Raw genomic sequence first — 17,785 nt, 5'->3', positions numbered from 1 at the left:
TGCACGATGAACCCGACACCCACCGTTGACGAACTGGTCCAGCAGCCGATCGAAGCGATCATCCCGCATCGCGGCACCATGCTGCTGATCGACTCGGTCGACACATTCAGCGAAGAAACGCTGACCGCGCGCGCCACGGCGCGCGCCGACGCCTGGTATGCCGATACCGACGGCGCCATGCCCGCGTGGATCGGCATCGAACTGATGGCGCAGGCGATCGCCGCGCACGTCGCGTTGCTGGCCATGCGCGGCGGCGGCCGCGCGCGCCCCGGCGTGCTGCTCGGCTCGCGCAGCTACAAGGCATTGCAGCCGTCGTTCTCCGCAGGCGCCCAGTTATCGGTCCACGTCTCGGAACTGCTGCGCAGCGAAGAAGGCCACGGCGCCTACGAATGCATCATCCGGCACGGCGACGCGGTGTGCGCCGAAGCCGTCATCAAGGTTTTTCAACCGCGCGATTTTCAGTCATTCATCGAAGGGAGTTTCAGTTCATGAGCCGGCGTGTTCTCGTTACCGGCGCAAGCCGCGGCATTGGCCGCGCGATTGCGTACAAGTTGGCCGCCGATGGCTTCGCGGTGTCCGTGCATTGCCGCACGGGACGCAGCGAAGCCGATGCGGTGGCAACGGGCATCGCCGCGCAGGGCGGCACGGCGCGCGTGCTGCAATTCGACGTGCGCGAGCGCGCCGTGTGCCGCGAAGTGCTCGAAGCGGACGTCGCGGCGCATGGCCCGTACTACGGCATCGTGTGCAGCGCCGGCGTGACCCGCGACGCCGCGTTCCCCGCGCTCACCGAAGAAGACTGGGACATCGTGATCGAAACCGGTCTCGACTCGTTCTATAACGTCGTCCATCCGTTGACCATGCCGATGGTGCGCGCCCGCAAGGGCGGCCGCATCGTCACGATCGCTTCGGTGTCCGGCGTGATGGGCAACCGCGGCCAGGTCAACTACAGCGCGGCGAAGGCCGGACTGATCGGCGCGAGCAAGGCGCTCGCCGTCGAACTGGCGTCGCGCAATATCACCGTCAATTGCGTGGCGCCGGGTCTGATCGAGACCGGCATGCTCGATGAAATGCCGCTCGAGCAGGCGCTCAAGACGGTGCCGATGAACCGCGTCGGCCAGCCTGCCGAAGTGGCGTCCGTGGTCAGCTTCCTGATGTCGGATGCGGCCTCGTATGTCACGCGTCAGGTGATCGGCGTCAACGGCGGGATGATCTGATGAAGCGCGTCGTCATTACAGGCATGGGCGGCGTCACGGCGTTGGGCGATAGCTGGGACGTGATCGAAACGCGCTTGAAAAGCGGTGTGAACGCCGTGCGCCGCATGCCCGAGTGGGATTACTTCGAATCGCTGCATACGCGGCTCGCTTGTCCGCTGCCGGGTTTCACGTTGCCCGCGAACTATCCGCGCAAGAAGACCCGTTCGATGGGTCCGGTGTCGATGTATTCGGTGCGCGCCAGCGAACTGGCGCTCGCCGACGCGGGCCTCGCCGACGACGCCACCATCAAGGACGGCCGCATGGGCGTCGCTTATGGTTCGTCGTCGGGCTCGGTGCAGCCGATCCGCGCGTTCGGCACGATGCTCGAAACCGGCTCGATGAGCGACGTCACGTCGAACAGCTACGTGCAGATGATGCCGCATACCACTGCGGTCAATGTCAGCCTGTTCTGGGATCTGAAAGGACGGATCATTCCGACCTCGTGCGCGTGCGCGTCGGGCAGCCAGGCGATCGGCTATGCGTACGAAGCGATCCAGAGCGGCAAGCAGACGCTGATGCTGGCCGGCGGCGCGGAGGAATTGTCGGGGCCGGCTGTCGCCGTGTTCGATACGCTATACGCCACCAGCACGCGCAACGACGAGCCGCAATTGACGCCGCGCCCGTTCGACGCCGCGCGCGACGGCCTCGTGGTCGGCGAAGGCGCGGCTACGCTGGTGCTCGAAGAATATGAGCATGCAGTGGCGCGAGGTGCACGGATACACGCGGAGATTGTCGGCTTCGGCTGCAATTCGGACGGCGCGCATATGACCCAGCCGACCGCCGAAACCATGGCGCTCGCGATGCAGCTTGCACTTAACGACGCCCAATTGCCACCCGAAGCGATCGAGTATGTGAACGCGCACGGCACCTCGACGGATCGCGGCGACATCGCCGAGAGCCACGCGACCGCGCAGACCTTCGGCGCGCGCATGCCGATCAGTTCGCTGAAGAGTTATGTCGGCCACACGCTCGGCGCATGCGGCGCGCTCGAAGCGTGGTGGACCATCGAGATGATGAAGCGCAACTGGTATGCGCCGACTTTGAACCTGGAGAATGTCGATCCGGCCTGCGCGCCGTTGGATTACATCGTCGGCACGGGGCGTGAGATCGACGCCGAATACGTGATGAGCAACAACTTCGCGTTCGGCGGCATCAACACGTCGCTGATTTTCAGGCGCGTTCGATGAGCGTGGCGATGCAACGCGTGGTTGTGACCGGCATGGGTATCGTCTCGTGTCTCGGCAATTCGCTCGATGAAGTGTCCGCTGCGTTGCGCACGGGCCGCTCGCGGATCGAACGGATCGACGCGTGGCGCGAGCGCGGCTTCGGCTCGCAGATCGCGGGCGTTGCGTCGGTCGCGCATGAGACGCCGTTCGAGCGCAAGCTCGAACGCTTCATGGGCGACACCGCAAGGTTTGCGTGTCACGCCGCGCGCAAGGCGATCGACGATGCCGGACTCGACGCGGCGCAGTTGCGTTCGCCGCGTGCTGGCACGGTGATCGGCTCGGGCGTAGGCAACATGCTGAGCTACGACGCGGCCATGGCGGTCGCCAACGCGCGCGGCGTCGAGAAAGTGCCGCCCTACGTCGTGCCGCATGCGATGAGCAGCACCGCGTCGGCGAATGTCGCGCAGGTGTTCGGGCTCGAAGGCGTCAGCTACTCGCCGTCGTCGGCGTGCACGACTTCGGCGCTCGCGATCGGCCAGGCGATGCAACTGATTCAGACCGGCCGTCAACAGATCGTGCTGGCCGGCGGAAGCGAATCGTTGCACGACAACATGACGCTGATGTTCGACGCGATGGGCGCGTTGTCGCGCCGCTTCAACGACACGCCTCACAAGGCATCGCGTCCCTACGACACAGAGCGCGACGGTTTCGTGATCGCGTCGGGCGGCGGCGTGCTGGTGCTCGAAGCGCTCGATCACGCGCTCGCGCGCGGCGCGCGGATCTACGTGGAGCTCACCGGCTTCGGCGACTGCACGGACAGCGCCGGCATGGTCACGCCGCGCGCGGCGGGGATTGCGCGGGCCATGCGCGGTGCGCTGAACGAAGCGGGCAAGCGGCCCGACTACGTCAACACGCACGCACCGTCGACGCCGCTCGGCGACCTCGAAGAACTGCACGCGTTGAACGAAGTGTTCGGCACGGCGTTCGACCATCGCGTACCGGCGTTTTCATCGACCAAGGGCATGACGGGGCATCCGCTCGGCGCGTGCGGCGCGCACGAGGCGATCTATACGCTGCTGATGATGCGCGACGGCTTTATCGCGGGCACGGCGAATATCGACACGCCGGAGCCGGCGCTCGACGGCATGCCGCTCGTGCGCACGGCGCGCGACGCGCGTATCGGCACGGCGATGTCGGTGTCGTACGGGTTCGGTGGCAGTTGCGCGAGTTTGGTGTTCGAAGCATGGCAGGGCGGCTGAAACGGCCGCGACTTTAAAAAAACGAGGGCGATAAAAATGAAAAGAGCAGGTGTACTTGGCGCGCTGGCAGTCATGGCGCTGACGCTGACGGGATGCGCGACGCAGGTGAAGTCGTTGCCGCTTGCGGCGGCAGGTGGCGAATCGCGCGGCAACGTGCCGGTGTATTTCGGGCAACAGAACCATCCGGCGGTCAAGAGCCGGCTCGGCGACGTGTCGTACTCGGTGCGGATCGCGCGTAAGGTCGCCGGTCCCGACGACGCCTGTCACGAAGCGCTTGCCGAAGCCGTGCAGAAACTGCGCGCGGCGGCCAACGAACGCCATGCCAATGCCGTAATCGACGTGGCGACGCGTTTTCATAGCACCGAGAGCAACTCGTCGACCGAATTCACCTGCGGCGTGAGTCCGAGCGCCGCCGCGATTGCGGTGAGCGGTCAACTCGTCGTGCTGGAATCGAACTGAGCCGAGCCAGGCTGATTGAAATAGAACTCACAGAGCAACAACAACCACCAAGGAGTCTCAATGAAACGCCATCTGCTGTTTGCCGCATTGTTTGCTTCGTTTGCCACGCTGAGCGCTGCGCCGGCCTTCGCCCGCGACACGGTCAGCTACTTTCCGGTCGAGCAGGCCTTGCAAAGCGAACCGGGCAAAGTGAGCGAAGACATCACGCTGTATTTCGCGGGCCAGCGCCATCCGGCAGTCGTGAAGACGATGGGTGAATTCGCCACCAACAAGAAGACCAACGCGTTCGGCAAGAGCGATCTGCAAGCCTGCCAGCACGTTTTCCTCTCGGCGGTGATCGAGTTGCAGGAACGCGCGCGCAAGGAAGGCGGCAACGCGGTGATCAACATCAAGAGCAACTACAAGAACGAGTTGCGTGAGAGCGCCACCGAGTACACGTGCGGTGCGGGCGCGGTGGTTGCCGGCGTCGCGTTGACGGGTGAAGTGGTGACGTTGCGCAAGTAAGAGTGGGTGCGCGCAAGTCAGCGCGGAGTATCACGCATGCGCGCGAGGCAAGCAGGAAGGCGGTGTACGCCGCCTCGCGCTGTTTTATCGCATCGGGCGCGTGCCTTGCTGCGTGTTAACCGGCTTTGACCGCCGCGACATTGACCAGCGTTTCGCGACGCTTGCCGGGTTGCGGATGAAACAGGCCGAGCCGTTCGAGCAGACCAAAGTCTTTCGCACGGCTCCACCAGAGGTAGGGCAGCGACACGTTGCGCTCGCTAAAGTTAAAGCCGCCGCGGCGGATCATGTCGAGGTAGCCGTCGGCGCTCTTTTGCACTTGCATCGGATGACGGAACAGCAGTCGGATTACCCACGATTTGATGTACGCGTCGGTGGATTCGGCGAATAGCAACACGCCGCCCGGTTTGAGCACGCGGTGGAATTCGGCGAGCGCGCGCTCCTGCTCGACGAGGTGATGGAAGGTCTGGTGGCAGAACACGATATCGGCGCTCGCGTCGGGCAACGGCAGTTTTGCGCAGTCGCCGTGCAGCAGTTCGATATCCGCCAGCTTGTCGCGGCAGGCGTTTGCAGCCTGAGCGGCGAGCGTCAACGACGGTTCGTGGAAGTCGATACCGATAAGGCGGCGCGGCTTGAACGCCTCGGCGAGCAGACGGAAGGAAATGCCCTGGCCGCAGCCGACGTCGACGATCACCGGCGCCTCGGGCAAGGGCGTGTCGATCAGGCCTTTGAGGTCGTTGATCGCAACCCGCAGCACATGATGTTCCCAGGTATAGGTACGCAGGAACCAGATTCCGAACGCCGTTTCCGGCACGAAAGGCACACTGGATGTTTCGGATGGCGACACGCTGGGCTCCCGGCGAAATAGCGTTCTTGCTGTGAAGCGAAGTTGTAACGAGACGTAAGGATGCAGCGAAACGCTGCTCCGGGCAAGCCAAACGATTGAGGCAATTTTGAGTACACATTCGTCAAAGCGCACGACCGTCGATGTCGTGATCATCGGTGCCGGACCGGCAGGCGCGGTTGCGGCAGCCTTGTTGCGCAAAGCCGGGCGCTCCGTTCTGGTGCTCGAACGCCAGCACTTTCCGCGCTTTTCCATCGGCGAGAGTCTGTTGCCGCAAAGCATGGCTTATCTTGAAGAGGCCGGCATGCTGCAGGCCGTGGTCGAAGCAGGCTTCCAGTACAAGAACGGTGCGCACTTCGTGTATCGCGACCAGTCGTCGGCGTTCGACTTCCGCGACAAGCATTCGCCTGGTTGGGGCACCACGTATCAGGTCGAACGCGCGGTATTCGACGACATTCTGATTCGCTGCGCGGCAGAGCAGGGCGCCGAGGTGCGCTTCGGCCATGCGGTGCGCGCAATTCACACCGGCGCCACACCTTTGGTCGATGTGATCGACGAAGCGGACCACGCTTACCAGATCGAAGCGCGTTTCGTGTTCGACGCAAGCGGCTTTGGCCGCGTGCTGCCGCGCTTGCTGAACCTCGAAGCGCCGACGCGCATGCCGACGCGCGCTGCGATCTTCACGCACGTGCAGGACGGCATTCCGGCCGGCATGACGGACCGCAACAAGATTTGCGTGGCGACGCATCCTGAACATCGCGACGTGTGGTTCTGGATGATTCCGCTGGCGGGTGGCCGGTCGTCGGTGGGGTGTGTCGCCGAGGCGAGTTTTCTCGACGTGCCGGACGCGGAGCGCGACGCGAAACTGCGCGCGCTGATCCAGCAGGAGCCGACGTTGAACCGCCTGATCGGCAACGCGCCGTTCCTGATGCCGGTGCGCCACATCGGCGGCTATGCGGCGAACGTGGAGCGTCTGCACGGGCCGGGTTACGCGCTGCTCGGCAATGCGGGCGAGTTTCTCGATCCGGTGTTTTCGTCCGGCGTGACGATCGCGCTGCGCTCGGCGCATCTCGCGGTGCAGACGTTGAACCGGCAACTCGACGGCGAGCAGGTCGACTGGTCGGCCGCTTACGACGTCCCGTTGCGCAAGGGGATCGATACGTTCCGCGCGTTTGTCGAGCGCTGGTATTCGGGCGCGCTGCAGGACATCATTTTCTATCCGGACCAGACGCCGTCGATTCGCCGCATGATCAGTTCGGTGCTGGCGGGTTACGCGTGGGATGAGACGAACCCGTATGTCGCGGATCCGGTGCGTCGGTTGAATGCGTTGCATGAGGTGTGCATGCAGCGTTAAAGCAACTGCGCGGAACGCATCAATGAAAACGGCGCTTCGTTATCGAAGCGCCGTTTCTTTATTCAGCCGCGTAAATCAAGCAGATCAAGCGGCGATCCTCGCCGCGCCCGATGACGCAGCTTGCCGCACATCATCACGACGATGCACGCGCTTGCCGGCGGCATACGTTTCATAGATCGCGCGATCGTCGCCGAGCAGCGCGAACGCGAACAGCAACTCTTCCAATGTTTCAGTGCGCGCGGTGCGGCGTGCAAGCAGTGGCGTCGCGCGCGGATCGAGCACGACGAAGTCCGCTTCCGACTTCGGCTTCAGCGTGCCGACCTTGTCCGCCAGATCGAGCGCTTCGGCGGCGCCGGCGGTCGCGAGATAGAACATGCGCGTGGCCGTCAGGTGATGGCCGCCCAGACGCGCGACCTTGTGCGCTTCGTTCATGGTCTGCAGCATCGAGAACGAGGTCCCGCCGCCGACGTCCGTCGCCAGCGCGACCGGCATGCCGGCTTCATCGGCCTTGTCGAAGTCGAACAGGCCGCTGCCGAGGAACAGGTTCGAGGTCGGGCAATGCGACGCGACCGTGCCGGTTTGCGCCATGCGTTTGCGGTCTTCCTCGTCGAGGTGGATGCAGTGGCCGTACACAGCGCGGCGGCGCAGCAGACCGTAGTGATCGTAGATGTCCAGATAACTGCGGTGGCCGGGGAACAGATCGGCGACCCATTTCACTTCGTCGTGATTTTCCGCGACGTGGCTCTGAATGAAGATGTCCGCATGCTTGCCCGCCAGCACGCCGCACGCTTCCAGTTGCGCTTCGGTCGAGGTCGGCGCGAAACGCGGCGTGAGCGCATACATCTGGCGGCCGCGATTGTGCCAGCGGCCGATCAGCTCGGCGCTGTCGTCGTAGCCCGATTGCGCGGTGTCGCGCAGGAACTCGGGGCAGTTGCGGTCCATCAGCACCTTGCCGGCCACCATGCGCAGATTGCGGGCTTCGCTTTCGGTGAAGAGTGCATCGGCCGATTCCTTATGGACCGTGCAATACACGAGCGCGGTGGTCGTGCCGCACGCCAGCAGTTCGTCGACGAAAAAGCTCGCGGTGTCGCGCGCGTAGGCCGGGTCCGTGAAGCGGCGCTCGGTCGGGAACGTGTACGTTTCGAGCCACGGCAGCAAACCCGGCGCCGGCGACGCGATCATGTCCGTCTGCGGATAGTGAATGTGCGTATCGATGAAACCCGGCACGATCAGCTTGTCGCGCATTTCCTGCACTTGCGTACCGGGCGCGAGTTGCGGCGCGAGCGCGGCATACGCGCCGGCCGCGACGACATGGCCGTCTTCGACGATCAGCAGGCCGTCCTCGTTGAAAACCGCCGCGTTGGGCGATTGCGCGGGATCGCCGTTGAAGGTCAGCAGTTGCGCGCGGAATGCCGATTGGGCCGTTTTAGCCGGGTTGGCGGAATGAGTCATGGAAAAACCGTCTCCGATTGTGGGAAGCTGCACAGCCCGGACGACGGTTGAATCCTCGGCTCACTCATGAGCCCGTGCCGCCGCCGGCTGCGTTAGTTCGGCCCGTCAGTGCGGGCCGCTTGGGTGCCAGTGCGCGTCGAGCTTCGCGATCAGTTCGCTGCGTTGCTCGGGCGTGACGAACGACGCTTCGAAGCTGTTGCGGATGATCGTGTAGACCTCGGCATCGTTGAGCTTCAACGCGTCGATGGTGGCGAAATAGTTGGCGTTCACGTAGCCGCCGAAATACGCGGGATCGTCGGAATTCACCGTCACGGCGACGCCGCGATCGAGCAGGTCCTTCAGCGTGTGCTTGGTCAGGTCGTCGAACACGCAGAGCTTCAGGTTCGACAGCGGACACACGGTCAACGCGACGCGCGAATCCGCGAGACGCGCGACGAGCGCCGGATCTTCGATACTGCGCACGCCGTGATCGACGCGATCCACTTTCAGCAGATCGAGCGCTTCATAGATATACGACGGCGGGCCTTCTTCGCCGGCATGGGCAACGAGTTTGAGGCCGAGCGCGCGCGCCTTGGCGAATACACGTTCGAACTTCGATGGCGGATGGCCGCGTTCCGACGAATCGAGACCCACACCAATCAGGCGATGCTTGTACTGCTCGAACAGCGGCAGCGCTTCTTCGAACGTGGCGAGCGCGTCTTCTTCCGATAGATGACGCAAGAAACACAGAATCAGCTTGCTCGTCATGCCGCGCTTTTCCGCGTCGGCGAGCGCGCGCTCGATGCCGGCCACGACGGTCGCGATCGGCACGCCGCGTTCGGTGTGCGTCTGCGGGTCGAAGAAGATCTCGCTGTGAATCACGTTGTCGGCGAGGCAGCGCTCGACGTACGCCATCGTCATGTCGTAGAAGTCCTGCTCATGCAGCAGCACGCTCGCGCCCGCATAGTAGATGTCGAGGAACGATTGCAGGTCAGTGAATGCGTACGCGGCGCGCAAGGCGTCGATCGAGTCGTAGGCGAGCTTCACGCCGTTGCGTTCGGCGAGCGCGAAAATCAGTTCGGGTTCGAGCGAGCCTTCAATATGAATATGCAATTCGGCCTTCGGTGCCAGCGCGGTTTTTTCGGCCAGCGGCGTGGGGGTAACAGTCGTTGTAGTCATGGTCGGTCAGGATTTCATTGGAGTCGCTTGTGGAATCATCGCGCACCGTATGCGTAGGCGTCGTATCGACGACATGCCGCGCATCAAACCGTCTGCGTGGCGTGATGCACGCCCGCGTTCGCTTCGACGGCCTGAAGCACCTGCGCCGCCGCCGAGATCGCGATGATCTCCGGCGACTTGTCGACGATGCCGTCCACGCCGAGCGGGCACTTCATCCGCGCGATCAGCGACGGGTCGAGACCGCGCGCGGCCAGCCGGTGTTCGAACTGCTTGCGCTTGCTGTGCGAGCCGATCATGCCGAAGAACGCGAAGTCGCCACGTCGCAGAATGCGCTCGGCCAACTCGAGATCGAGCGCATGGTTGTGCGTCATCACGATGAAGTACGTGTTCGGCGCGGCCTGGTCGATGGCTTCGTCGGGGGCGTCGTTCGGATCGATCTTCACGTTCGGAGCATGCAGCGTTTCCGCGGGCGGAAATTGCGCGTCGCGTTCGTCGACCCAGCGGACTGCGCACGGCAGCGTGGCCAGCACGCGAACCAGCGCGGCGCCCACGTGGCCGGCGCCGAACAGCACGACCGAGAAGTCGCCTGGCGCGACGGTTTCGGTGAGCAGCGCGCCGCTGTCGTCGAAACCGGCGCCGTCCCACAGCAGGCAGTCAGCGGCGTCGACGCCCGGCTCGGGGTCGGACAGCATCACCGCATCCGGTGCGGGGCCGAATGATACGCTACGCACCGTCGACTGGCCCGCGGCCACGCGTTTTGCGAGCGTCGTGATCCAGCCGAGGTCGCCTACGTCGAGCCGCTCGAACGCGAGAATCACCGCGCCGCCGCAGCATTGGCCGAGGCTCGGGCCGAGCGCGAAACGCTCCAGACGACGCATATGCGGCGAGCGCATGCCGTCGCGCAGCACCTGGCGCGCGGTCTCGATGGCTTTCCATTCGAGGTGTCCGCCGCCAATGGTGTGTTTCGCCGAATCGCGCGTGACGATCATCTTGGTGCCGGCTTCGCGGGGCGCCGAACCTTCGACGCGCGCGACCGTCACCAGCACGGCAGCGTCGCCGTGCGCGAGCAGTTGTTGCAGGTCAGGTAGCCAGGCTTGCATCCGGCGTTCTCCATACGTGGCCGCGCGGGGTGTCCGTGCGGCCGGTTGAGTGTGGCCTCACGCGTTCGTGTCGCGTCAGACCTTGGGGTTATCTTTTCACGCAGTCGTGTCGGTTGTGTCGGTCGTCGCGGGTTCCGTTGCCGGCTGCGGCGCTGGCGGCGGCTGCAAGGCGTCCAGTGCGTCGAGAATCGCTTCGGGCGTGGCCGGCGCGCGCAACTGCGGCGCCTCCTGCGCATCCGGCACCGCGGCCGCGATCGCGTCGCGAATCGCGAGGAACACCGAAAACGGCAACAGCAACGGCGGCTCACCGACGGCCTTCGAGCGGAACACGGTCGGCTCGGCGTTGCGGTTTTGATAGAGCTGCACGTGGAACGCGGCGGGCGTGTCGCTGACCGCAGGGATCTTGTAGGTGGATGGCGCGTGCGTCATCAGACGGCCATCGCGGTTCCACCAAAGTTCTTCGGTGGTGAGCCAGCCCATGCCCTGAATGAAGCCGCCTTCCACCTGGCCGATGTCGATGGCTGGATTGATCGACTGACCGGCGTCGTGCAGCACGTCCGCGCGCACGAGTTTCCATTCTCCGGTCAGCGTGTCGATCACGACTTCGGATACCGCCGCGCCATACGCGAAGTAATAAAACGGGTGACCGGTCAGCGTTTTCGCATCCCAATGCACTTTCGGCGTGGTGTAGAAACCGTCCGACCACAACTGCACGCGCGCCAGATACGCAGCGCCGACCAGTTGTTCGAACGGCATCGCGCCACCGTTCACCGATACTTCGCCGTTGGCAAATTGCACGTCGTTCGAAGTGCCGCCGAGTTGTTTGGCGACGAGTTCAGCGAGCCGCGCGCGAATGGTTTTTGCCGCGGCTTCGGCCGCTTTGCCGTTCAGGTCGCTGCCGGTCGACGCGGCCGTTGCCGACGTGTTGGCGATCTTGGAAGTGTCGGTTGCCGTGACTCGCACGCGCGAGAGCGGCAAGCCGAACTCGTTGGCGACCACTTGCGCGACCTTGGTGTTGAGCCCCTGGCCCATTTCCGTGCCGCCGTGATTGACGAGCACAGAACCGTCTTTGTACACGTGCACCAGCGCGCCGGCCTGATTCAGAAACGGCACGTTGAACGAGATGCCGAACTTCACCGGCGAAAACGCGAGGCCGCGCTTGAGCACTGGACTGCTTGCATTGAAGGCCGCGATCGCCTGGCGGCGCGCGCGATAGTCGCTGGTAGCGAGCAGTTCGTCGGTCAGCGGCGCAATGATGTTGTCCTCGACGCGCTGTCCATACGGCGTCGTGTCGCGCTCGCCGATGCCGTAGTAGTTGGCCAACCGCACGTCGAGCGGATCGCAGTTCAACTGACGCGCGATGCTGTCGAGCATCACTTCCATTACGAGCGCGCCTTGCGGACCGCCGAAGCCGCGGAACGCGGTATTCGATTGCGTGTTGGTCTTGCAGCAAAGCGCGACGATGTCGACGTCGGACAGGTAATACGCGTTGTCGAAGTGGCAGACAGCACGCGTGGCGACGGCGCCGGACAAATCTGCGGAATAGCCCGCGCGCAACGCAATTTCGACGCGTGCGCCGAGAATGCGGCCGCTGTCCTCGAAGCCCGCTTCGTACGCGTAGACCGCGTCGTGGCGCTTGCCGGTGATCATGAAGTCGTCGTCGCGGTCGGCGCGCAGTTTGACCGGACGGCGCAGCAGTTTCGCCGCAAGCGCAGCCACGCAGGCGAACACTGCCGATTGCGATTCCTTGCCGCCGAAGCCGCCGCCCATGCGCCGACATTCGCACAATACATTGTGTTGCGGCCAGTCGAGCATATGCGCGACCACCTGCTGCATTTCGCTCGGGTGCTGCGTCGAACTGTAGACGAGCATGCCGTCCATTTCCTTCGGCACGGCGTAGGCGATCTGGCCTTCCAGATAGAACTGTTCCTGGCCGCCGACTTCGAACGTGCCGCTGATCCGGTTCGGCGCTGCGGCAATCTTTGCATCCGGCTCGCCGCGTTTCAGATGCAGCGGCGGCAGCACGAACTGCTTTGCGGCTTTGGCATCGGCGGGCGTGAGGATGGCTTCGAGCGGTTCGTAGCGGACCACGTCGTCGCTTTTTGCGAGCGAGGCGGCGCGGCGTGCGAGCTCGTGGCTTTCGGCGATCACGGCGAACACCGGCTGGCCGAGATAGAGCACCTCATTTACCGCGAGTATCGGATCGTCGTGCAGTACCGGACCGCAATTGTTTTCACCGGGGATGTCTTCGGCGGTCAACACGGCGATTACGCCCGGCGCTTTCCTGACCGCGTCCAGATCCATCGACACGATCCGCGCGTGCGCATGCCGCGACAGGCCGAGCGCCGCGTGCAAGGTGCCTTGCAACTCGGGCACGTCGTCCGTGTAAGTGGCTTCGCCGCTCACATGCAGCGCAGCCGATTCATGCGGCAGCGACACGCCGATCGACGCGTCGCTCTCATGAGCGACGTGCCTGGCAGCATGTTCGACGAAAGCATCGGTCCGGTTCATCACGACGGCTCCTTCGCAACGGCGGCGTCCGGCGCGCCGGCTTCGAACGCGAACGCATTCACGTCGAAGAGGGCGAGCGGCGCGTCATCGCGCGTTTCGAGGTGAAAGCGCCACAGCAGATTGCGCGCCACCTTCAGTCGATACGCGCTGGACGCGCGCATGTCGGTGAGCGGCTGGTAATCGGCGACGAGCGCATTCATGGCTTGCCGCGCGGTGCTTTCGTCCCAGCTTGCGCCATTCAGGACGGCTTCGGTTTGCGCGGCCCGCTTCGGCGTGGCCGCCATGCCGCCGAACGCGATACGCGCTTGCTCGATGACCCCGTGTTCGCCGAGGTGCAGCGCGAATGCCGCGCACACGGCGGAGATGTCCTGGTCGTAACGCTTCGACACTTTGTAGGTGCGAAAACGCAGGTTACCGGCCGGCCGCGGCACGCGCAGCGCCGCGACGAATTCGCCGGCTGCGAGCGCGGTCTTCTGGTAGCCGAGGTAGAACGCGTCGAGCGGCAGCGTGCGCGTTTTTGGACCGTGGCGCAGCACGACTTCGGCGCCGAGCGCGAGCAGCGCCGGCATCGAATCGCCGATCGGCGAGCCGTTCGCGACGTTGCCGCCGAGCGTGCCGGCATTGCGGATCGGCAGCGACGCGAAACGCGTCCACAGTTCGGCGAGTTCGGGGTAGTCGACGGCGAGTGCTGAGTACGCATCTTCGAGCGTGACGGCGGCGCCGATTGTCAGCGTCTGCGCATCGCGCTCGATCGTCTTCGATTCGGCGACGTTGCCGATGTACAGAATGTCGCCGAGATCGCGGAATTGCTTGGTGACCCACAGGCCGACGTCGGTGCTGCCGGCCAACAGTCGCGCTTGCGGATGCTCGGCGCGGAGCTTGGCAAATGCATCGAGAGAGATCGGCGCATAAAAGGTAGGCGAGCCGAACGCGGCGCCGCGCGTGTCGGGCGCGTGGTATTCGAAGGTGTCGCGCCGTTGCAGTTCGCGCAACTGATCCGCGACGGCCTTGCGGTCGAGCGTTACGCGCGGGTATTGCGGATAGTCGAACATCTTCTGCGACGCGTCGACGATCGGCCGGTAGCCGGTGCAGCGACACAGATTGCCGGAGAGCGCGGCGTTGATTTCATCGCGCGTGGGCAGGCCGGCGGCGGCCGGCTGATTTTCATACAGCGCCCACATCGACATCACGAAACCGGGCGTGCAGAAACCGCATTGCGAACCATGGCAGGCGACCATGGCCTGTTGTACGGGGTGAAGCGCGCCGTCGGCGGCGCGCAGGTCTTCGACGGTGAAGAGTGCCTTGCCATCCAGAGTCGGCAGGAACTGGATGCAGGCATTGACCGCTTTCAGCGCGAGGCCGCCGTGCGCGTCCAGTTCGCCGATAACGACTGTGCAGGCGCCGCAGTCGCCCTCCGCGCAGCCTTCCTTCGTGCCGGTGCAATGCAAATCTTCGCGCAAGTGCTGGAGCACGGTGCGCGACGCAGGAACGCCCGCGACCTCACGGACGGCCCCCTGGTGATAAAAGCGGATGGTTTGCGTTGTCATGGCGAATCCAGAAGACACTGCGGACCGGGCGCGCGTTACGCATGGGGTCGTGCCAAAGCCGGCCTCGCGCACGTAGATCGCCATCCAGTCCCGAAGATAGCATTACCTTGTCCCAAAAAGATTTCCCATGTCACATGAAGCTTATTCGGAAGCGGTCATGAGATAAGTACGATTCGCGCTAAGGCGGGAAGTTGCGTGAATCGGGACGGAAGGCGGAAAGCCAGGCGTGGCCGGGCGCTGCGGGGGAAAGGGAAGGTCTGGCGGACCAGAAGCAGCGTGGCTTCGGGACGAAAAAACGCCGGATTCCGCGTCGTCGCACTCGGCGGCGCAAAATCCGGTGTTCGTTGTTCAGCGCGGTGAACGCGGGGCGGCAGAACCGGTCAGGCAATCCGGCGACGGTTGCGCACCAGCGTCAGCACCAGCGGGATGAAAGCGACCACGAATGCGACCAGCGACCATTGCGGCAGCGTCAGACCCAGGATCGGCGGATAGGCCGTTTCGCACAGGCCGGCGACCTTGAACACGCCCGGCAGCCAATGCGCGGGCGGCAAGCTGTCGACCAACGGCTGCAGCGCGTCGAAGCCACAGCTAAAGCCCGGATTCGCCTGAACATACACATGGCGCACGGCCGTGACGATACCGGCCAGCGCCGACAGGGCCGCCAGCACTTCCAGCAGACGCACGCCGCGCCAGTTGTTGAAACGCGCGCCGAGGAACGCGAAGATCGCGATCAGCAGGAAGAAATACCGCTGGATGATGCACAACGGGCACGGGTCTTCGTGCAGGAAATACTGCAGATACAGCGCGCCACCCACGAGGGCGACGCAGATCAGGCCAAGCAGAACCAGCAGGGAGCGCTCGCGGCGCAGCATTGCAGTGTCGTTATTCATGGATCGTGTGGCTGTCTCGAAACGGAAAGGGCGGGTGCCCGCGATTCTAGCGCGAACCCTCGCCCCGCCGCTTATCCTGCTTTTACGGCGTATTTCCCGATCGAGCGCGTTGGCGTTCCTTGATCAGCGAATCGCCTTGAGCACCGCTTCGGCGCCGCGGCCGATGGCGAGCAGGGCGTCGTCGGCGTGCGGCGCGCCGGCCAGCATCAGGCCGACCGGCGCGTCGCCGCGCAAATGGCACGGCAGCGACAGCGCGCAGGTGTCGAGGAAGTTGAACACGCTCGGGTTGCGCAAGATCAACGCGTTGGTGCGGCCGAAGGCGTCATCGTCGTCGACCAGATCGGCGACGCGCGGCGGCACCACCGGCACCGTAGGCGCCACGACCGCGTCGAAACGTTGCCACAGCGTGCGGGCGGCTTCGGCCAGCATCGCCTCGCGTTCGGCGAGCAGGTCGAGATAGTCGGCGGCGCTGGCCGGCTGGCCCTTCAGAATGCGCACCAGCACGCGCGGATCGTATTGGTCGCGATGCTTTTCCAGCAGCGGACGATGCCACGCATACGCCTCGATCGGCGAGAACCCGAAGCGGTTGATCTCGGGCAAACGGTCGAGCGGCGCGAAACGCACTTCGCTGACGATCGCGCCAGCCGCTTCCAGATGCTTGAGCGCCGTGTCGATTGCCGCGGCGACCGCCGGCTCGACGCCGTCCGTGACGAAATTGGTCAGCACGCCGAGGCGCACGCCTTCCAGCGGACGGGCGGCCGGAATACGCGGCTCGAGACCGGCCAACATGCGGTCGACCAGCGCGCAGCAGGCCACGGAAACGCCGATCGGCCCGAACGAATCGAGCGTCGACGAAAGCGGCACGCCGCCCTGTTTGGGAATCCGGTCGGCGGTCGGTTTGAAGCCGGTCAGGCCGCACAGGGCAGCCGGAATGCGGATCGAGCCGCCGGTGTCGGTGCCGAGCGCGATGGCCGCCATGCCGTCCGCGACGGAAGCCGCCGCGCCCGACGACGAGCCGCCCGAAATCCGCTCATCGCCTTTCACGCCGCGCTGGTACGGCGACAGCGGATTGCCGTAGTGCGGGTTTAAGCCCAGTCCGGAAAACGCGAACTCGCTCATATTGGTCCGGCCGACGATTACCGCGCCCGCGCGCTTCAAGCGTGCGACCGCGACGGCGTCCGCCTTGGCGGCGGGGGCGTCGGCGAGCACTGCGGAACCGGCGCGGGTCGGCTGGCCTTCGATATCGAACAGGTCTTTCACCGACACCGGAATCCCGGCGAGCGGCGAGAGCACGGTGCCGGCGGCGCGCAGACGGTCGTGCGCATCGGCGGCGGCGCGGGCGCTGTCGGCGTCGACATTCATGAAGACGGCGGCGCCCTGGCCGGCCGGATCGGCGATCCGTTCGAGCGCGGTCTCGACGAGCGCGCGGCTCGTGGTGCGTCCGGCGGCGAGGTCGGCGGCAAGTTGGGCTAGCGGCGGAAAGGGCGTGAATTCAGTGGCCATGATGTCGGTAGGAATCCGGTTGAACCCGGCAAAGCCGGTCATTGGGCTAAATATGATGGCTTAAATGCGTTCGGCTAAATGCGATTGAAGACTGTCGCGCGGAACGCTTCGATATGCTTTTGCACCGACTGGCGCGCGCCTTCGGCATCGCGTTCGCGCAGCAGGCCGAACAGTTCGAGATGTTCCTCGTGCACGTCTTCCAGATGATGCGGCTCGGACAGCGAAATGAACCAGAAGCGCAGCGAGCGCTCGTGCAGCCCGCGCAGAATGTCCGCCAGCACCGGGTTGCGCGACGCGGCTGAGATCGCCAGATGAAACTCGCGGTCGATATCCATCATGCCTTCGATATCGTGCGCGGCGACGCACACGGCCGAGCGGTCCAGCAGCGCCTGCATCGCGTCGTAGTCATGCTGCTGCGCGTGGCGCGCGGCCAGTTCCACACAGTAGCTTTCGTTGACGAGACGCACGTCGATGATCGCCAGCACGTCGTCGAGCGAAACCGGGCGGACCATGATGCCCTTGCGCGGCATGATGGTCAGCATGCCTTCGTGCACCAGCCGATGCAGCGCCTGATGAACCGGCGTCCTGCCGATGCCGGTCAGCGCCATCAGTTCCGCTTCGTTGAGCACCTCGCTTGGCCGCAGGCGCATGGTGATGATCTCGCGCTTGACGAACGCATACGCCTGCTCGGCGAGACTCGCGGCGGCGGTCGCGCGGGCGGGCGGGGAAGGGCGGGCGGTCTGCAAAAGCGTCATGTGAAGTGGCAGCGGACGATGTCGTCCGCATTG

General features: G+C 64.7%; 16 protein-coding genes. 7 read left to right on the top strand and 9 right to left on the bottom strand.

What is annotated here, in order from left to right; genetic code table 11:
* The first annotated feature begins 6 nt into the window (after positions 1–6).
* The 6 genes from PQR54_RS20375 to PQR54_RS20350 are packed head-to-tail and all read left to right on the top strand — an operon-like array spanning position 7 to position 4,641.
* Positions 7–492, top strand: coding sequence for a hotdog family protein (locus PQR54_RS20375; RefSeq protein ID WP_408248798.1), 486 nt, complete (start codon positions 7–9; stop codon positions 490–492).
* A complete protein-coding gene (locus tag PQR54_RS20370) occupies positions 489–1,214 on the top strand; it encodes a 3-ketoacyl-ACP reductase FabG2 (protein ID WP_012434023.1) in 726 nt (241 codons plus the stop codon). The genes PQR54_RS20375 and PQR54_RS20370 overlap by 4 nt, the downstream gene beginning before the upstream one ends.
* Entirely contained in the window at positions 1,214–2,440 is a 1,227-nt protein-coding gene (locus PQR54_RS20365) for a beta-ketoacyl-ACP synthase (RefSeq protein WP_408248796.1), read from the top strand. Before PQR54_RS20370 ends, PQR54_RS20365 begins: the two co-directional genes overlap by 1 nt.
* Complete coding sequence (locus PQR54_RS20360; RefSeq protein WP_408248794.1) at positions 2,437–3,678, top strand: beta-ketoacyl-[acyl-carrier-protein] synthase family protein; 1,242 nt, start codon at positions 2,437–2,439, stop codon at positions 3,676–3,678. The genes PQR54_RS20365 and PQR54_RS20360 overlap by 4 nt, the downstream gene beginning before the upstream one ends.
* Before the next feature lie 36 nt (positions 3,679–3,714).
* On the top strand, positions 3,715–4,137 hold the full coding sequence (locus PQR54_RS20355; protein ID WP_408248792.1) for a signal peptidase: 423 nt from the start codon (positions 3,715–3,717) through the stop codon (positions 4,135–4,137).
* A gap of 60 nt (positions 4,138–4,197) precedes the next feature.
* Positions 4,198–4,641 carry an excinuclease ABC subunit A gene (locus PQR54_RS20350; protein ID WP_408248790.1) on the top strand — a complete coding sequence of 148 codons (444 nt, stop codon included), beginning with the start codon at positions 4,198–4,200 and terminating at the stop codon, positions 4,639–4,641.
* A gap of 115 nt (positions 4,642–4,756) precedes the next feature.
* Here PQR54_RS20350 and PQR54_RS20345 read toward each other — a convergent pair whose 3' ends face one another.
* Positions 4,757–5,485, bottom strand: a complete 729-nt coding sequence (locus PQR54_RS20345) for a class I SAM-dependent methyltransferase (RefSeq protein WP_408248788.1) — start codon at positions 5,483–5,485, stop codon at positions 4,757–4,759.
* A gap of 106 nt (positions 5,486–5,591) precedes the next feature.
* Between PQR54_RS20345 and PQR54_RS20340 the strand changes: the two genes are divergently transcribed.
* Positions 5,592–6,836 (top strand): NAD(P)/FAD-dependent oxidoreductase, encoded by a 1,245-nt coding sequence (locus tag PQR54_RS20340; RefSeq protein WP_408248786.1) that lies wholly within the window; start codon positions 5,592–5,594, stop codon positions 6,834–6,836.
* Between the two features lie 84 nt (positions 6,837–6,920).
* Here the strand turns inward: PQR54_RS20340 and guaD are convergent, their stop codons facing one another.
* From guaD to PQR54_RS20300, 8 genes are all read right to left on the bottom strand, one after another.
* On the bottom strand, positions 6,921–8,288 hold the full coding sequence (gene guaD / locus PQR54_RS20335; protein ID WP_408248784.1) for a guanine deaminase: 1,368 nt from the start codon (positions 8,286–8,288) through the stop codon (positions 6,921–6,923).
* 105 nt (positions 8,289–8,393) lie between these two features.
* Positions 8,394–9,446 carry an adenosine deaminase gene (locus PQR54_RS20330; RefSeq protein WP_408248782.1) on the bottom strand — a complete coding sequence of 351 codons (1,053 nt, stop codon included), beginning with the start codon at positions 9,444–9,446 and terminating at the stop codon, positions 8,394–8,396.
* A gap of 83 nt (positions 9,447–9,529) precedes the next feature.
* Positions 9,530–10,546 carry a xanthine dehydrogenase accessory protein XdhC gene (gene xdhC / locus PQR54_RS20325; protein WP_134458093.1) on the bottom strand — a complete coding sequence of 339 codons (1,017 nt, stop codon included), beginning with the start codon at positions 10,544–10,546 and terminating at the stop codon, positions 9,530–9,532.
* 96 nt (positions 10,547–10,642) lie between these two features.
* Positions 10,643–13,057, bottom strand: coding sequence for a xanthine dehydrogenase molybdopterin binding subunit (gene xdhB / locus PQR54_RS20320; RefSeq protein ID WP_408248780.1), 2,415 nt, complete (start codon positions 13,055–13,057; stop codon positions 10,643–10,645).
* Positions 13,057–14,604 (bottom strand): xanthine dehydrogenase small subunit, encoded by a 1,548-nt coding sequence (gene xdhA / locus PQR54_RS20315; protein WP_408248778.1) that lies wholly within the window; start codon positions 14,602–14,604, stop codon positions 13,057–13,059. The genes xdhB and xdhA overlap by 1 nt, the downstream gene beginning before the upstream one ends.
* A 380-nt stretch (positions 14,605–14,984) precedes the next feature.
* On the bottom strand, positions 14,985–15,494 hold the full coding sequence (locus PQR54_RS20310) for a disulfide bond formation protein B (protein ID WP_408248776.1): 510 nt from the start codon (positions 15,492–15,494) through the stop codon (positions 14,985–14,987).
* Between the two features lie 123 nt (positions 15,495–15,617).
* Positions 15,618–16,997 (bottom strand): amidase, encoded by a 1,380-nt coding sequence (locus PQR54_RS20305; protein WP_408249257.1) that lies wholly within the window; start codon positions 16,995–16,997, stop codon positions 15,618–15,620.
* A gap of 74 nt (positions 16,998–17,071) precedes the next feature.
* Positions 17,072–17,752, bottom strand: a complete 681-nt coding sequence (locus PQR54_RS20300) for a GntR family transcriptional regulator (RefSeq protein ID WP_408248774.1) — start codon at positions 17,750–17,752, stop codon at positions 17,072–17,074.
* Between the last annotated feature and the right edge of the window lie 33 nt (positions 17,753–17,785).

The sequence above is a fragment of the Paraburkholderia phytofirmans genome (assembly GCF_046028095.1).
GTDB lineage: Bacteria > Pseudomonadota > Gammaproteobacteria > Burkholderiales > Burkholderiaceae > Paraburkholderia > Paraburkholderia phytofirmans_A.
The sequence above is the reverse complement of the archived record's forward strand: the minus strand, read 5'-3'. Positions and strand labels throughout refer to the sequence as shown.

Coding starts and splice junctions, on each gene's coding strand:
- PQR54_RS20375 (WP_408248798.1), top strand. CDS start 7: ATGAACCCGACACCCACCGTTGACGAACTGGTCCAGCAGCCGATCGAA.
- PQR54_RS20370 (WP_012434023.1), top strand. CDS start 489: ATGAGCCGGCGTGTTCTCGTTACCGGCGCAAGCCGCGGCATTGGCCGC.
- PQR54_RS20365 (WP_408248796.1), top strand. CDS start 1,214: ATGAAGCGCGTCGTCATTACAGGCATGGGCGGCGTCACGGCGTTGGGC.
- PQR54_RS20360 (WP_408248794.1), top strand. CDS start 2,437: ATGAGCGTGGCGATGCAACGCGTGGTTGTGACCGGCATGGGTATCGTC.
- PQR54_RS20355 (WP_408248792.1), top strand. CDS start 3,715: ATGAAAAGAGCAGGTGTACTTGGCGCGCTGGCAGTCATGGCGCTGACG.
- PQR54_RS20350 (WP_408248790.1), top strand. CDS start 4,198: ATGAAACGCCATCTGCTGTTTGCCGCATTGTTTGCTTCGTTTGCCACG.
- guaD (WP_408248784.1), bottom strand. CDS start 8,288: ATGACTCATTCCGCCAACCCGGCTAAAACGGCCCAATCGGCATTCCGC.
- PQR54_RS20330 (WP_408248782.1), bottom strand. CDS start 9,446: ATGACTACAACGACTGTTACCCCCACGCCGCTGGCCGAAAAAACCGCG.
- xdhC (WP_134458093.1), bottom strand. CDS start 10,546: ATGCAAGCCTGGCTACCTGACCTGCAACAACTGCTCGCGCACGGCGAC.
- xdhB (WP_408248780.1), bottom strand. CDS start 13,057: ATGAACCGGACCGATGCTTTCGTCGAACATGCTGCCAGGCACGTCGCT.
- xdhA (WP_408248778.1), bottom strand. CDS start 14,604: ATGACAACGCAAACCATCCGCTTTTATCACCAGGGGGCCGTCCGTGAG.
- PQR54_RS20310 (WP_408248776.1), bottom strand. CDS start 15,494: ATGAATAACGACACTGCAATGCTGCGCCGCGAGCGCTCCCTGCTGGTT.
- PQR54_RS20305 (WP_408249257.1), bottom strand. CDS start 16,997: ATGGCCACTGAATTCACGCCCTTTCCGCCGCTAGCCCAACTTGCCGCC.
- PQR54_RS20300 (WP_408248774.1), bottom strand. CDS start 17,752: ATGACGCTTTTGCAGACCGCCCGCCCTTCCCCGCCCGCCCGCGCGACC.